The organism is Salinibaculum salinum, from assembly GCF_037645885.1.
Lineage (GTDB): Archaea > Halobacteriota > Halobacteria > Halobacteriales > Haloarculaceae > Salinibaculum > Salinibaculum salinum.
The window spans coordinates 121,328-134,382 of sequence record NZ_JBBENW010000006.1 but is presented as its reverse complement, the minus strand read 5'-3'; the positions used below and the strand labels follow the sequence as shown (position 1 = coordinate 134,382).

General features: G+C 60.8%; 17 protein-coding genes. 8 read left to right on the top strand and 9 right to left on the bottom strand.

Going from position 1 to position 13,055, the window contains the following annotated elements; translation table 11 throughout:
* Window positions 1–5: 5 nt before the first annotated feature.
* The 3 genes from psmB to WDJ60_RS07700 form a co-directional block, all read right to left on the bottom strand.
* A complete protein-coding gene (gene psmB / locus WDJ60_RS07710) occupies window positions 6–731 on the bottom strand; it encodes an archaeal proteasome endopeptidase complex subunit beta (protein WP_340099775.1) in 726 nt (241 codons plus the stop codon).
* Between the two features lie 91 nt (window positions 732–822).
* Window positions 823–1,044: a HalOD1 output domain-containing protein gene (locus tag WDJ60_RS07705; RefSeq protein ID WP_340099774.1), complete on the bottom strand. Its 222-nt coding sequence runs from the start codon at window positions 1,042–1,044 to the stop codon at window positions 823–825.
* 181 nt (window positions 1,045–1,225) lie between these two features.
* The gene (locus WDJ60_RS07700) at window positions 1,226–1,393 is read right to left on the bottom strand and encodes a hypothetical protein (protein WP_340099773.1); all 168 of its coding nucleotides are present in this window, start codon (window positions 1,391–1,393) and stop codon (window positions 1,226–1,228) included.
* A gap of 308 nt (window positions 1,394–1,701) precedes the next feature.
* Here WDJ60_RS07700 and WDJ60_RS07695 point away from each other — a divergent pair, with 308 nt between their 5' ends.
* Entirely contained in the window at window positions 1,702–2,067 is a 366-nt protein-coding gene (locus WDJ60_RS07695) for a DUF555 domain-containing protein (protein ID WP_340099772.1), read from the top strand.
* Between the two features lie 51 nt (window positions 2,068–2,118).
* Window positions 2,119–2,661 carry a CBS domain-containing protein gene (locus WDJ60_RS07690; RefSeq protein ID WP_340099771.1) on the top strand — a complete coding sequence of 181 codons (543 nt, stop codon included), beginning with the start codon at window positions 2,119–2,121 and terminating at the stop codon, window positions 2,659–2,661.
* Here WDJ60_RS07690 and WDJ60_RS07685 read toward each other — a convergent pair.
* Window positions 2,658–3,593: a metallophosphoesterase gene (locus WDJ60_RS07685; protein WP_340099770.1), complete on the bottom strand. Its 936-nt coding sequence runs from the start codon at window positions 3,591–3,593 to the stop codon at window positions 2,658–2,660. The two genes, WDJ60_RS07690 and WDJ60_RS07685, sit on opposite strands and share 4 nt — an antisense overlap.
* 214 nt (window positions 3,594–3,807) lie before the next feature.
* Between WDJ60_RS07685 and WDJ60_RS07680 the strand changes: the two genes are divergently transcribed.
* Complete coding sequence (locus tag WDJ60_RS07680; protein ID WP_340099769.1) at window positions 3,808–4,005, top strand: dodecin; 198 nt, start codon at window positions 3,808–3,810, stop codon at window positions 4,003–4,005.
* Window positions 4,006–4,055: 50 nt separating this feature from the next.
* On the opposite strand, the gene purM is transcribed toward WDJ60_RS07680, so the two are convergent.
* From purM to WDJ60_RS07665, 3 genes are read right to left on the bottom strand one after another with little or no spacing between them, the layout of a single operon-like run.
* A complete protein-coding gene (gene purM / locus WDJ60_RS07675) occupies window positions 4,056–5,072 on the bottom strand; it encodes a phosphoribosylformylglycinamidine cyclo-ligase (RefSeq protein ID WP_340099768.1) in 1,017 nt (338 codons plus the stop codon).
* A gap of 45 nt (window positions 5,073–5,117) precedes the next feature.
* Window positions 5,118–5,759, bottom strand: a complete 642-nt coding sequence (locus tag WDJ60_RS07670) for a zinc metalloprotease (RefSeq protein ID WP_340099767.1) — start codon at window positions 5,757–5,759, stop codon at window positions 5,118–5,120.
* The gene (locus WDJ60_RS07665; protein ID WP_340099766.1) at window positions 5,756–7,327 is read right to left on the bottom strand and encodes a TraB/GumN family protein; all 1,572 of its coding nucleotides are present in this window, start codon (window positions 7,325–7,327) and stop codon (window positions 5,756–5,758) included. The genes WDJ60_RS07670 and WDJ60_RS07665 overlap by 4 nt, the downstream gene beginning before the upstream one ends.
* A gap of 116 nt (window positions 7,328–7,443) precedes the next feature.
* Between WDJ60_RS07665 and WDJ60_RS07660 the strand changes: the two genes are divergently transcribed.
* The 3 genes from WDJ60_RS07660 (at window position 7,444) to WDJ60_RS07650 (ending at window position 8,724) form a co-directional block, all read left to right on the top strand.
* Entirely contained in the window at window positions 7,444–7,719 is a 276-nt protein-coding gene (locus tag WDJ60_RS07660; protein WP_340099765.1) for a PadR family transcriptional regulator, read from the top strand.
* Between the two features lie 37 nt (window positions 7,720–7,756).
* A complete protein-coding gene (locus WDJ60_RS07655; protein ID WP_340099764.1) occupies window positions 7,757–8,188 on the top strand; it encodes an acyl-CoA thioesterase in 432 nt (143 codons plus the stop codon).
* Between the two features lie 80 nt (window positions 8,189–8,268).
* Entirely contained in the window at window positions 8,269–8,724 is a 456-nt protein-coding gene (locus WDJ60_RS07650) for a DUF7992 family protein (protein WP_340099763.1), read from the top strand.
* On the opposite strand, the gene WDJ60_RS07645 is transcribed toward WDJ60_RS07650, so the two are convergent.
* Window positions 8,725–8,868, bottom strand: a complete 144-nt coding sequence (locus WDJ60_RS07645; RefSeq protein ID WP_340099762.1) for a rubrerythrin-like domain-containing protein — start codon at window positions 8,866–8,868, stop codon at window positions 8,725–8,727. It abuts the gene before it with no gap.
* A 260-nt stretch (window positions 8,869–9,128) separates the two neighbouring features.
* On the opposite strand from WDJ60_RS07645, the gene WDJ60_RS07640 reads away from it, so the two are divergent.
* Window positions 9,129–9,458, top strand: coding sequence for a ribbon-helix-helix protein (locus WDJ60_RS07640; protein ID WP_340099760.1), 330 nt, complete (start codon window positions 9,129–9,131; stop codon window positions 9,456–9,458).
* A gap of 43 nt (window positions 9,459–9,501) precedes the next feature.
* On the opposite strand, the gene WDJ60_RS07635 is transcribed toward WDJ60_RS07640, so the two are convergent.
* The gene (locus tag WDJ60_RS07635) at window positions 9,502–10,842 is read right to left on the bottom strand and encodes a class-III pyridoxal-phosphate-dependent aminotransferase (protein WP_340099758.1); all 1,341 of its coding nucleotides are present in this window, start codon (window positions 10,840–10,842) and stop codon (window positions 9,502–9,504) included.
* 231 nt (window positions 10,843–11,073) lie between these two features.
* Between WDJ60_RS07635 and WDJ60_RS07630 the strand changes: the two genes are divergently transcribed.
* Window positions 11,074–13,017, top strand: coding sequence for an Ig-like domain-containing protein (locus tag WDJ60_RS07630; RefSeq protein WP_340099756.1), 1,944 nt, complete (start codon window positions 11,074–11,076; stop codon window positions 13,015–13,017).
* Window positions 13,018–13,055: the final 38 nt, after the last annotated feature.

Genomic DNA, 13,055 nt, shown 5'->3' with positions numbered 1-13,055 from the left:
GACGCTTATACGTCGAACTCGTCGAGAGCGTAGTCGGAGATGTCGACACCCTCCTCGGTCACTTCGGCGATGTAGATGCCGTTGCCCGACCCGGTGTCACGCTCGGCCGCCGCCTTGATACCGGCCGCCGCGGCGTGCTGGGCCTCCTCGTTCGTCATATCTTCCTCGTAGCGGTCCTCCAACGTCCCGTACGCGACAGTGAGACCGGAGCCAGTGATGGTGTAGTCGTCTTCCATCACGCCACCGGCCGGGTCGATACTGTAGACGTGGCTCCCGTCGTCGTCGATACCGCCGAGAATGGGGTTGATAGCGAGGAAGGGACCGCCGCGAGCGAAATTACCCGCGAGCGTCGACAGCGCCTGCATGCTCATGTCGGCGCCACGGCGGGCCTCGTAGAGGTTGACCTCGGCACGGAGCGTCCGGATGAACGACTGTGCGCCACCGACCGAACCGACGAGCGTGAGCGCCGCGGTTGGGTGAATCTGTTCGACCTTCTGGACGTTCTTGTTCGAGACGAACCGACCACCCAGGGAAGCGCGCATGTCCGTCGCGATGATGACGCCTTCGGCCGTCGAGATACCAATTGTCGTGGTTCCGGTCTTGTTGACCGACTCCTCGTCGCGGTCACCGCTCGGGAGCGAGCCGAGTTCCGGTTCGTAAGGGTCCTGAACGGCGCCCGAAAGGCGCTGCTGGTTCCGCGAGAATTCGGCGTCGAGAGTGGGGTCCTGCATTATCCCGGTCTACTGTCGCGTTACGTAATAAAGTACTCGTTCAAGCGGAGTGGAACGCGGTTCACGCCCGCTCGTCTGTCCGCTCCGCGAGTTACTCGAGCGGTTCGAGTTCGATCTGGTCGGTCGCGTCGACCGTGACTTCGTAGCCGTAGTATGTGAAGGTAACACTCCCGCTGGTGGAGCGAAACAGGGCGTCGAGCGCATCCGAATCGATGACAGAGTACAGGGGTTTCGAGAGTTGAGATGGAGCGACCCCCTCTTCCGCTGCCACCGCCTCTACCACAGCTCCACCGATTGTATGTTCAGCTGCCATATTTATTTCACCATCAATGTATTTCTCTCATCTATTCTCCTGGCGAACAGAAGTATAATCTTTGTGGCTGTACGCCCCCTGGCTCGATATCGTCTCAGTCCTGATGAGCGGGATATTTGGCGGCTGGCTGTGGCTGCTAGGATAGAAAATACACCGCTCGAAACGTCGGTGGCCTACAATCCTACGCTGCGCGCTGCTCGTAAGCGTCCCCCAGACGCCGGACAGCCCGGTGAACCGGGAGCCGAATTCCGAGTCGTTCTGTGACGAGTGCCAGCGGCATCAGTGCGATACCGACGAGCAGGGTCAACTGGTACAGTGCGAGCAGCATTGCACGGGTGATGCGGTTCATCGTACTTCAGTGGATACCGGCGAGTACACACGTATAAATGCTTCGCGGAAATTCTACACGAACGATCATCAAAACTATTCAAGAAACCGTTGCTGTCTTGCGGTTTCGTTCGAGTCGGAGATAGGGCGACAGAATAAGGGCAAATTGATGCTGTGACGTGTAATCGAACGGTTGGAAAACGACGAGGTTCGCATAAGTTATGCCCATTATCGAAGTTACGTGCGCAGGCTGAGAGCTGGCACGGCCAGAGAGCCAACGAGCGCACGCGAATCAAAAGAGACGAGTAGGGGCCACCACACCATGCAGATATGAACTATCGTGTCGTGCTGGAAGCGGCCTGGTTGGTCCACGACGTGGACGACATCAACGACGCCATCGGTGTCGCCGTCAGCGAAGCCGGAAAACGGCTGAATCAGGAGGATATGGAGTACGTCGAAGTCGAGGTCGGCTTTACCGACTGTCCGGCCTGCGGCGAACCGTTCGACTCGGCATTCATCGCCGCCGACACCGCCCTCGTCGGCCTCATGCTGGAGATGAAGGTGTTCAACGCCGAGAGCACCGAACACGCACAGCGCATCGCCAAAAGCGACATCGGCGGCGCGCTCCGTGACGTGCCGCTGAAAGTCGTCGACACGCTCGAAACGGCAGACGGCGAAGAAGACGACGACGCCTGACGGCCCCGCGAAGCCCGAAGGTTTTTGTATTACTTGCAGTTATCTACAGATATGGAGCTGCCGACGCCGGAGGACTTGCGCGAGCGCCGGACCGAACTGGGGCTGACCCAGAGTGAGCTAGCCGAACAGGCCGACGTTTCACAGCCACTCATCGCCCGCATCGAGGGCGGCGACGTGGACCCACGGCTCTCGACACTGCGGCGCATCGTCAACGCACTGCAGGAGGCCGAGGGCGGCATCCTCCGCGCGGCTGACCTGATGCACTCGCCAGTTGTCAGCGTCGAACCCGACGCGAGTGTCCACGAGACGACAGAGTTGATGGACGAGAAAGGGTATTCGCAGGTGCCAGTCATCCGCGACGGGACACCACACGGACTCATCGCGACTTCAGACATCCGCGGGCGCTCGGAGGAGAACGTCGGGGAGCTCCCCGTCGCCGAGGTGATGCACGAGTCGCTGACGACCGTCGAGCCCGATGCGACTATCGACGCCATCGACGCACACCTCGACCACAACGACGCCGTGCTCGTCGTGGACAGCGGCGAGACTGTTGGCATCATTACCGAAGCCGACATCGCCCGCCACCTCTCCTAAGCGGTCTGTTCTGCGGGTTCGGGCAGCGAGAACTCGTGGTCCCGTACGTCGCCGTCCCCGTCCCGACCTAGCGCGACGAGACGCTCGGGCGTTTCGACGACGACCGCCTCCCCGCCGTCGGTTCGCCTGTTGTTCCGGATGACGTTCTGACAGACGACCGCACCGCGTCGCCGGGGGTTGTCCTGTCTGGTGTGGCCGACCACCTGTGGTGGAGCATCTTCCGGCATGTACTCGAAGTCGAGCCACGCGATGCCGGCGTCGGCACCGCGTCCCGTCCGCCCGCTGAGTCCGAGTAACTCCGGATAGCCGTCGATGACTTCTCGCTGGACGGCCGGGTCTTCGGCTGTGCCGAGGACCTCTTTGACTGTCTTCGCTGCGGAGACGAGTTTCTCGTTGAGTTCGTCGGTCTCGTACGGGTCTTGCCGCCCTGCGTGGGCGTACGTGACGCGATATCCATCGTAGGCGGCGACGATGTGACCGTCGATGATGCGGTCGAGAAAGCCGCGTCGCTGCTGGTTCGACAACTCCACTGAGTACCAGCCGTCCCACCCGAAACGGTCGGGCGTCAACATGCCCATCTCGTGGTTGCCGAAGGTAACGCGAACCCGTCCATCGGGGGCCTGCCCTATCAGACGAGCGACCATCTCGACGACGCCATCGTTTCGCGGTCCGCGGTCGGTCAGGTCACCGTTGAAAACGAGGACGTAGTTGTTGTCGGCCCACTGCAGGCGCATCGCCGGGTCGGTGGTCACGACCGGGTCGTAGTCAGGGTGGTCGTCGAGTGTCAACAGTGCGCTCCGGGCGTCGCCGAGGTGGCCGTGGATGTCGCTGATGCTGACGACTGTGGGTGGCTCGTCGGCGTCGTCGGCAATGGGAGCGACGCCGTCGCGCTCGGGCGGACGTATCGGTGATGTGGGGCTTTCGTCGAACAAGGTATTTCCTCCGGACTACCAGGTCCGCGTACGTCATCGACACCGAGTGGTATACGTCGCGGTCACTTTCCACCGGTTCACAACGACAGATAAAAAGCCCATCGACCAAGTCAGAAATCGATACGACAGTAGAAAGTGATATGTATAGGACAACTACACTCTTCATCCAATATATCGTATTTCTGTACGCCCACGGCGCGTGGGAGAGGGAACTATGGTCTTCAAAAAAGTCACACTCGTCGGACGGAGTAACGAGAATTTCGAAGATGCAACCGAAGACGCAATCGGACGGGCGGAACAGACGCTCAATAATCTCCAGTGGGCGACGGTCGTCAACCAAGCCATGATGCTGGAAGGTGATCAGCACGAGTACCAGGCGGAAATAGAGGTTGCGTTCGAACTGGAAGAATAACGACGAAGCCGGTTCCGCCGCCTCCGCTATCGCCGATTTCTCCGCGGGTGCTACAGCTCTAACCCGCGGATCTCGACGAGACCGCTTTCACTGTCCGATTCCGTCACCGCACCAATTATCCGCGCATCATCTTCGGTTTCGACCACCGACTCAGCGTCCGATTCGGGCATCGTCGCCACAAATCCAGTCCCCATGTTGAACGTCCGGTGCATCTCTTCGTCGTCGACGTTGCCCTCCTGCTGGATGAATTCGAAGACGGGCTGGGCGTCGAACGGGTTGGTAATCTCGTATCGCACATCGCCCATTCGCGTGAGATTGGTCCAGCCACCACCGGTCACGTGTGCGGCCGCGTGCGTCTCGTGGGCGCGCAGGGTCGGGAGTACGTCAGTGTAGATGCGCGTGGGTTCGAGCAGTTCCTCGGCGATAGTCCGGTCCGGATTCGGCGGGAACGAGTCGGTGTACTCGTGGGTTCGGGTCACCGCCTCGCGGGCGAGCGTCAACCCGTTCGAGTGAATCCCCGACGACGGCCAGCCGACGATGGCGTCGCCGGGCTCGGCTGTCGCGGGGAAGAGCGCGTCTTTCGGTGCAAGACCGGCACAGGTTCCGGCGATGTCGAGACCTCTGATGACGTCGGGCATCACCGCCGTCTCGCCGCCGACGAGCGCGACGCTGGCCCGCTCTGCACCCTCGCGGAGCCCCTCACCGATTTCCTCGGCAGTCTCGTCGTCCGGTTCTTCGACAGCGAGATAGTCGACAAACGCGACGGGTTCGACGCCCTGGGCGACGAGGTCGTTGACGTTCATCGCCATGCAGTCGATGCCGATAGTCGAGTAGTCGTCGATGGCCTCGGCGACGAGCAGTTTGGTGCCGACGCCGTCGGCAGCGAGTGCGAGATAGCGGTCGCCGATGTCGACCAGTCCGGCGTAGTCGCCCTCGAACTCACCGACCGCGCCGATGAGTGCCGCGGTAGCGGCCTCGCTCTCGTCGATATCGACGCCGGCCTCGGCGTAGGTCAGCCCCTCCGCGTCGTCGTTGCGGTCCTCGTTCCCGTCAGCGTCCTCGGTCATGGACGAGAATCCGCGAGAGACCGGCAAAAGCCCATCGCTCGCGGTCTAGAAGAGACCGTTGAACAGCAACAGGACTCCCAGGCCGACCGTCGGCACGAAGACGGCCGCGAAGACCAGTTTGTTCCACCGAAGCACCGTCTTGCCGTCCAGCGGTCCGAACGGAATCATGTTGAACCCCGCCAGCAGGACGTTGATGATGACGCCCAGCGACCCGACCGAGCCGAGGAAGCCGTCGAAGAGAAACCAGACTGGGAAAAACAGCGCAGCCAGCGCGACGTTCGTCAGCGGACCGGCCAGTGCGATGATGCCGTTCTCCCGGTTGGTGATGTAGCCACGGTGGTGGACCGCGCCGGGCGCGGCGAACAGAAACCCAGCCAGTGCGGCGACGATTGCCAGCCCGAGCATGCCGTAGTCCGCCCGAAACTCCGCTATTTGTCCGAAACGGATGGCAGCGACCTTGTGTGCCAATTCGTGCAGGAGAAAGCCACCGCCGACCGTTATCATGCTCAACGCGAACGAGCGCCCGAGCGCGGCACTGTCGAGTTGGCCGTACTGGAGCGCCTGCAGATGACCGGGGTTCAAAAAGAGCGTGAACGCGATACCGAGTGCGACCCACGCCGCGGCCAGGTCCCGAAGCTCCGTCTGGCTGAATCGAATGTCGCCGAGATTGTAGGTAGCAGTACTCATGTCAGCACCTCCCAGATAAGTTCCGCGCTCCGACGTGCCCCGATAAGCATCTGGTCGGCCAGCCCCGAAACACCGCCCACTTCCGCCGAGAGCTGCGGCAACAGGACGGCGGCAAACAGCAGGCTGGCGATGAAACTCCCGATGTTCGTCATCCCGACGACGAGGATGAGTCTGAACAGCGGGACATCACGCATCCGTTTGAGGATATCCATAATCGGGGACTCCTCGTCGGAGAGCAGTTCGTTGAGCGTGCCGATGTCACCGACGCTCACGTCGAGATAGCGGAGTTCGACGTAGCCGGCGAACCACCCCGGTGCGAGCAGCGGGTTGACACTCGTCAGCCACGCGACGGCACCGCCCACGATGGCGCTGGGCCAGTGAGCTCCCGCGAGTTTGGCCAGACCAGCGGCGATGACGCCGTTGATGAGGAACCACGCCCCGAAGAGCACGAGCAGGTAGCTCTGGCGGACGCCGGCCATCGCCAGCAGGATGAAGAAGACGAGAAAGCCGAGGGTAAACACGTAGCCAAACGCCTTGTAGAGGAGACGCCCGATTCGGCCACTGTCGGGGAGCCCGACGAGTGACTCGGCCGGCGGAAGCGTTTCGGGGTGTGCGAGATAGGTCTCGATGCCCTCGCGGTGGCCGGCACCGACCACGGCGACGACATCGTACCCCGCTTCACGCAGTGCGACCAGTCGGTGTGCGATGAACGCGTCCCGCTCGTCGATGAGCGCCTGTGCGCCGCCCGGCGAGAAGTGACGGAACTCCTCGATCATCGCCGTCACCACGTCGGCGTCAGTGAGGTTGTCCATGTCGAGTTCTTCCTCGCCTTCTACGTCACCCGCAAGGCGCGTCAACACTAGCGCCATCGGCAGTCCGACGACGACAGTGGCGATACCGGCGAGTGCGAGCGTATCGAGCACCGGGACGAGAATACCCGAGAGACTCCCCAGAACGGGGAGTGAAATACCGGCACCGAGTGTGGCCGGGACGAAGAAGGGGCCACCGAAAGCCTGCCCGATGACGGCAACCATCAGGCCGGCGACCATTCCGATACCGAGGCCGACGCTCAGTGGTGGCCCGAGGATAACGGCCATCGAACCGGCCATTTTGAGTTTCTCACGCAGGCGCATGCGCTTCCAGAACCGTTGAATCGTCAGTTGGATGTCGCGGTCGACCAGTGCGACACCGAGGCCGAGCCGTTCGGCGGTGTCGACGGCCGCTTTCATGTCCGCGCCGGGTTCGGTGTCGAACTTCTCGCCGAGGCGCGTCTGGATGTACGAGAGCAGCCAGTAGGCGATGAACTGGTAGACCGTTTTGCCCTTGATCAGGTCGCCGGCATCGATGTCCTCCGGCGTCTCGCCTTGCATCCGCTTGTAGCGGTTCTCGTCGAGTTCGACCGCGACCACGTCGGGACGCTCGCGTTCGATCGTCTCTTCGACCTCGTCGACGCTGTCCTGTGACACGTGGGCAGTGCCAACGACGGTGACAGACCCCTCCCCCGTCGGTTCGGTGGGCGGCGTCGGCGTCGCCGCCGCGACGGAATCACCGTCCGCGCGCTCAGTCATTCGATGGCTCTACACAGTCGCCCGGTTTACCCTTGTCGGGACCGAGCGACGACTGCAGTCAACCGCCCGTCTGGAATAAGTTAACATAATATAGGGTGAGTTCGATTGTCCCGCTGATGTACGACCTGACAGGATTCCAGCGTGACCTCCTGGTCGTCATTGCGGGGTTAGACGACCCACACGGCCTCGCAATCAAGGAGGAGCTCGAAGAGTACTACGAAAGTGACGTAAATCACGGTCGGCTCTACCCGAATCTCGACGAACTCGTCGAGAAGGGACTCGTCGAGAAGGGCGAGAAAGACCGCCGAACGAACAGCTACCACCTGACCAAGCGTGGGGAGCGAGAACTCGACGCTCGGCAGGACTGGGAAGCACAGTACGTCTCCGCGTAGCGGTACACACAACCCGCTGCCAGTTGAAGGGGTGGGCATGCCGACGCTGCTGGAGACCAAAGTCGAGACACGGCGCTACATTTTTCCCGGCCAGTCGAACGCCATCGAGACAGCCCACGGTGGCGACCTCCTGAAGTGGATGGAACAGGTCGGTGCGATGAGCGCGATGCGCTTTGCCGGTGCCGACACTGTCACTGTCGGCGTCGACGACGTGCAGTTTTACCGCCCGATTCCCCAGGGCTCGATTGCGTTGCTCGACGCCTACGTCTACGAGGCCGGCGAGTCGAGTGTCACTGCCCAGGTCCGGGGCTACGACGAGGACCGGCACACCGGCGAGCGCGAACTGGCAACCGAGGCCGTCTGCATCTCGGTTGCCGTCGGCGACGACGGCGACACAGTCACCGTTCCGAACCTGACTGTCGAGACCGACGAAGGCGAGTGCCTCCGGGCCGCCGCACTCGGCGAGTAGGACGACGAGAGACTAGGGCCCGGACCGTCGACCACTCTTCTGTCGATCAGACTTATGCCCGCGAGACCCGATGTAGTAGTATGACTCTCGACGTCGAGACGCCGGACCCGCCGGAGCTCCAGGAGATGAACCCCAACGAGTACGAGGACGCTGATGTCGTCGGCGATACCGATTACCGGCGCGACGAGCTGGAGGAGTTCCTCCACGACGGTGCGTGGGACCGGGCTTTCGAGGAGTGGACCGAACACACAGACATGGACGAGACGGATTTTCAGATTGTCCTCGACCTCGAACTCCTCCGACAGTTCGACTTCTTCTGGGATTCACACGCCGACCGAGTCGGCTATCACGCGCCAGGACTGCCCGAGGACTGGAAAGAACGTAACCTACACCCGGACATCGAATCCTGGGGGACTGTCTCGGGTATCAACGCCGGGCTGACCGAACTGGGACAGATCGTGTGTGACGTACTCAAAGACGAATACATCGACTGGGAGACGGAGTACGAAGCTCCCGACGATTTGCCCGAGTTCTAGCTACTCGCGAGCAACGGACAGATTTCGCATGTCGCCACCACAGGCCGGACAGCGACAGGTGCGTGTCTGACAGCGGTCCCGTTCGCCACACTCCGGACACTCGTACAGACGGTCGCCAGACGGGAAGTACGGATCCGGATTCATTTTCTCCGCACCTCCGAAACCGGCCCATCGGGTCGCTTGCTACTCTGTGGCGTAAATTCGAGTTTTTGGTTGCTGTATTTTTTATTTTTCATCTAATTAAGCACTATTTGAGCGGTAATACGCCCCCAAGCTGGTTAAAGCATTCTGTTGATCGTCAAAATTGCCAGGATCGTAAGAATAGATGTCGACATCTGAGATGAGTAGCTCTGCACGAAGTAGAGAGCCGAAAGCCGTATCCACGCGCCCGGGAATGACAAGACATGAGCCTCGACGATTTGAACGACGACCTGCAATCGCAGTACTCCGAGTTGGGTGACGAGCTCGCGGTCGACCTCGATCGGGAGACGCGCAACGAACTGGCGATGCTCACCACGGCACTGGAACCCGACGGTACGGACGAACTGCTACGGCGCGCTGTCCACATGCTCTTTCAGACCGCAGTAGAGACCGGTAATCTGGACTTTCACCTCCGCAGTCAGTACGACACAACCTACGACGAGTACCTCTCCGGGATGACCTTCGAGGAGATGACTGGCGGCAACCAGTTCCCCCAGCCGCAGCAAAACGACGACCGGCGGTACCAGTTCTAGAGCGACGACTGCTTTGCCGAGATTCATTCGCACACAATGATCCTCAAGCAGCGTTCGCAGCCGTACTGAGCAGTTCTACGCCGAGTCGAATCTCGCGTTCGGTCGCGTCCAACGGCGGCAGCACTCGCATCGTCTTTTTGCCACAGCCCATCGTCAACAGTCCCTCGGCGAGCGCAGCCTCCATCACCGCCTCGCGCCGGTCTTTCGTCTCCCACTCCACCGCGAGCATCAGCCCCTTTCCCCGGACGTCGACAGCACCCGGCAAGTTGGCCTCTCGTAGGAGTGCTTTGGCCTGTTCGCCCCGCTCGGTGGCGTTGTCGAGAAGGTCGTACTCCTGGATTGCGTCGATGGTGAGCGCCCCCTGCGCGGCACCAAGAATATCGCCGGCACCCCACGTCGAGGAGAGGCGACTTTTCTCGGCGGGGAACACCTCCTCTCGCGCGATGGTCGCGCCGACGCGGAGCGCCTTCGCGCTGGCGATAACGTCCGGTTCAATGGCGTAGTGGTCGCTAGCCCACATCTCCCCGGTTCGCCCGAGTCCCGACTGTACCTCGTCGACGACCAGCGGGATGTCGTGGGCTGCTGTAAGTTCGGCGATTTCGTCCATGAACGCCTCGCTGGGGAAGCGATACCCACCCTCGCCCTGGACGGGTTCGAGAATGAGATACGCCACCTCGTCGGCGTCGACGTAGCCCGACCCGTCGGCGAGCATCTCGCGGAGCCACGAGGAGTTGTCGTGGAAAAAGCCACAGTCACACGTTTCGGGCGTACAGTGCCGGTCGGTACAGAAGGGCGTGTCGTGCACACCCGCAATCTCGGGAAAATTCCGCCGGTAGACACCTTTCGAGCGGTTGAGCGAGAGCGCCCCGAGCGTCCGACCGTGGAATGCACCTTCGCTGGTGATGGCGTACGTGCCAGCGGTGTGATCGTAGGCAATCTTGATTGCGTTCTCGACGGCCTCGGCACCAGTGTTCGAGAGAAAGACCGTATCCATCCCGTAGTGACTCGAAATGTCGGTGAGTCGCTCCATCAACCCCGCCGGCCCGGGAATATCCGGATCGCTGGCTGTGTCGCTGCCTGCGCGGACGTAGAAGTCCTGGCCGGCGATCTTCAACGGGTCGACGAGGTCGAACGAGTCGAGTGGGTCCAGAATTTTCGGGTTGTTGTACCCAAGCGGCATCGCACCGACGTGACCCGTGAAATCCAGTAACACGTTGCCGTCCACGTCGGTACAGAACGGGCCGATAGCTGGTGCGGTGTGGTCCCAGACGAAATCGTAGACGTAGGTGCTTGGGGCAGCAAACTCGTGGTGGTACTCGACCCAGCGTTTCGCTCCCGCACCCGGAAACCCAGATACCCGTGGCTCGACGCTGTCACGGTCCATACGCTCAATTGGAGTGCGGAGTCAATAAACCATCATCTCCGTTGAATTCGGAGTCGCCCCGTCTTTTCAGACGGTGATAATGGTCCATATTATTTATCAATTAGCTACTGTATTATTACCATATGAATTCATTCAAGCAGTTTCGAAAGCGGTTGTATCCATTGATGGAACCGCACGACGACAGCTCTATGCGGCAGATTGTCGCGGGATTGCCAGGGAGAGGAGTGTAACATGCAGCGTCGCAATCGAACCGAGAAGCTTCAGAGCCTCACACTTGCGGTAGTGGTCGTCTTTTCGCTGTTTGCGGCGACCGTTACCGTCAGTGGGCCGGTCGGAGCGACGGTCAATGACTCGGATTTCGAAGTGACTGAAGACGTGGTCCAGTCAGACGATGAGATTACCGTCGAGGGAACGGCCGACAGCTCCACCAGCGAAGTGACGTTCCTGATTCAGGACCCCGCTGACGACGACGTGGCAACAACCACGAGATCCGTGGACGACGATGGGAGTTTCAGTGTCGATATAAAATTGGATGAGCTCACCTACAGTGGCGGTGACGGCGAACTCGACGAAGGTGACGTGACGATTCTCGCTGACGGGGACAGTAGCTTCAAGGAGAGTGACGCCAGCGACACGTTCATCGTCGATGATACGAAACCAAGTGGGACACTCGACAGTCCCGAGGACGGTGCGGAGCTGACCGAACACCCGACAATCGACGGAACCGCATCGGACGGTACGGAGGTCGAATCGGTCGAACTGTTCATCCAGAACGACGACGGCGACTACTACGACGAAGATGGCGAAGAGTTCGTCGATAGCGAAACGGCAGTCGACGCCGACGGAACGACTGACTGGGAATACAACACTTCGGAAGCTGGACTCGATAGCGACGGTACGTACGAGGTCAGCATTCGAGTGACCGACACTGCAGACAACACCAGAGAAGTCGTCGTTCCGCATCCGGACTCAGACACGAACGAAGTGAGTTACACCGTCGACAGCAAGCCGCCGGGAATCAGTTCGATCGATGCGACCGCTGCCACTGACGGGGGTGAGACCGTTTCGGACGGCGACACTGTCGAGGTGGTAGCGGACGTGACGGACGAGACGAGCGGTGTCGACACCGTGACGGTCGACGCATCCGAACTGGGCGGTGACACGAACGAAGCACTCAGCGCGGAATCCGGCGACACCTACACCACGACCTTCGAGGTAGACAGTCCGACGGCAGGCGATGGAATGGTCGACCTGACGATGACGGCGACTGACGCGTTCGGGAACGAACAAGAGAAAACCAAGACGGACGCACTCGAACTCGAAACCAGTGTTGCCGGCGTAGACAATCTCAGCGTCGACCACGACTTCGTCGGCATTGTCAAAGACGACAGCAAACTGGAGGTCACCGCGTCCGGAATCACCGACCCGCAGGGGAACACCATCTCCGGACCGACGGAGGTGGATATCAGGATAGCCGGAACCGAGACGACATATACGGCCACAGTCGAAGACGGGGAACTGTCACAGACTGTCGACCCGACGGAAATTTCCACCACGGCAGAAACGGACGAAACGACGGTCGAAATCGAACAAGCCGACGACGGTGAGGCAACCGCACCAGTCGAACTTGTTCACGAGGCGAAGGATCTCGAGGAAGGGTACCAAGTGGCGGGAACCCCGATGCCGGCAGAGAACCTCGTCTTCGAGGACGTGAACGACGTTGTGACAACCTACGACCCGACCGCAGAAAATGGAGAGAGTGAGTGGGTAGCGACAGACGGTGAGACAGCAGGCGAAGGGTACTACATCGAGGGCAACAGCGACGACGCGCGCGTTGGTTATCTCTTCGCGTCGGGAGTGACCGAAGGGCCGGAAGCCCGCACGCTCCACGAGGGCTGGAATCTCGTCGGAACGTCCGTCGACCTCGCCGAACAGAACAAACAGTCGGCGACAGAGGACCTCGGCGGTGCAGTGGACGTAGACGGCAACAACGTCGAGGTGTGGACCCGCGACGAGGATCAAGACCTCGCCCAATCCGATGGGTCCTCGGGATACGAGGAAGATGATGGCTCGACCACGGTATGGAGTTTCGAGGGATACTTTGTCTACATCGACGACACGGAGGAAACCCGAAACGTGGATATACTCGAGTACGACGCGGCCAATAGAAATTAACGACTGTTCGTACCGCTTTCGATGAACAAAAATAGCCA

What these genes read in the sequence shown, in the direction of transcription:
- WDJ60_RS07705 (WP_340099774.1), bottom strand. Translation starts at nt 1,044, where the DNA reads ATGGCAGCTGAACATACAATCGGTGGAGCTGTGGTAGAGGCGGTGGCA.
- WDJ60_RS07700 (WP_340099773.1), bottom strand. Translation starts at nt 1,393, where the DNA reads ATGAACCGCATCACCCGTGCAATGCTGCTCGCACTGTACCAGTTGACC.
- WDJ60_RS07630 (WP_340099756.1), top strand. Translation starts at nt 11,074, where the DNA reads ATGCAGCGTCGCAATCGAACCGAGAAGCTTCAGAGCCTCACACTTGCG.
- WDJ60_RS07650 (WP_340099763.1), top strand. Translation starts at nt 8,269, where the DNA reads ATGACTCTCGACGTCGAGACGCCGGACCCGCCGGAGCTCCAGGAGATG.
- WDJ60_RS07640 (WP_340099760.1), top strand. Translation starts at nt 9,129, where the DNA reads ATGAGCCTCGACGATTTGAACGACGACCTGCAATCGCAGTACTCCGAG.
- WDJ60_RS07665 (WP_340099766.1), bottom strand. Translation starts at nt 7,327, where the DNA reads ATGACTGAGCGCGCGGACGGTGATTCCGTCGCGGCGGCGACGCCGACG.
- WDJ60_RS07655 (WP_340099764.1), top strand. Translation starts at nt 7,757, where the DNA reads ATGCCGACGCTGCTGGAGACCAAAGTCGAGACACGGCGCTACATTTTT.
- WDJ60_RS07635 (WP_340099758.1), bottom strand. Translation starts at nt 10,842, where the DNA reads ATGGACCGTGACAGCGTCGAGCCACGGGTATCTGGGTTTCCGGGTGCG.
- psmB (WP_340099775.1), bottom strand. Translation starts at nt 731, where the DNA reads ATGCAGGACCCCACTCTCGACGCCGAATTCTCGCGGAACCAGCAGCGC.
- WDJ60_RS07690 (WP_340099771.1), top strand. Translation starts at nt 2,119, where the DNA reads ATGGAGCTGCCGACGCCGGAGGACTTGCGCGAGCGCCGGACCGAACTG.
- WDJ60_RS07660 (WP_340099765.1), top strand. Translation starts at nt 7,444, where the DNA reads ATGTACGACCTGACAGGATTCCAGCGTGACCTCCTGGTCGTCATTGCG.
- purM (WP_340099768.1), bottom strand. Translation starts at nt 5,072, where the DNA reads ATGACCGAGGACGCTGACGGGAACGAGGACCGCAACGACGACGCGGAG.
- WDJ60_RS07670 (WP_340099767.1), bottom strand. Translation starts at nt 5,759, where the DNA reads ATGAGTACTGCTACCTACAATCTCGGCGACATTCGATTCAGCCAGACG.
- WDJ60_RS07695 (WP_340099772.1), top strand. Translation starts at nt 1,702, where the DNA reads ATGAACTATCGTGTCGTGCTGGAAGCGGCCTGGTTGGTCCACGACGTG.
- WDJ60_RS07680 (WP_340099769.1), top strand. Translation starts at nt 3,808, where the DNA reads ATGGTCTTCAAAAAAGTCACACTCGTCGGACGGAGTAACGAGAATTTC.
- WDJ60_RS07645 (WP_340099762.1), bottom strand. Translation starts at nt 8,868, where the DNA reads ATGAATCCGGATCCGTACTTCCCGTCTGGCGACCGTCTGTACGAGTGT.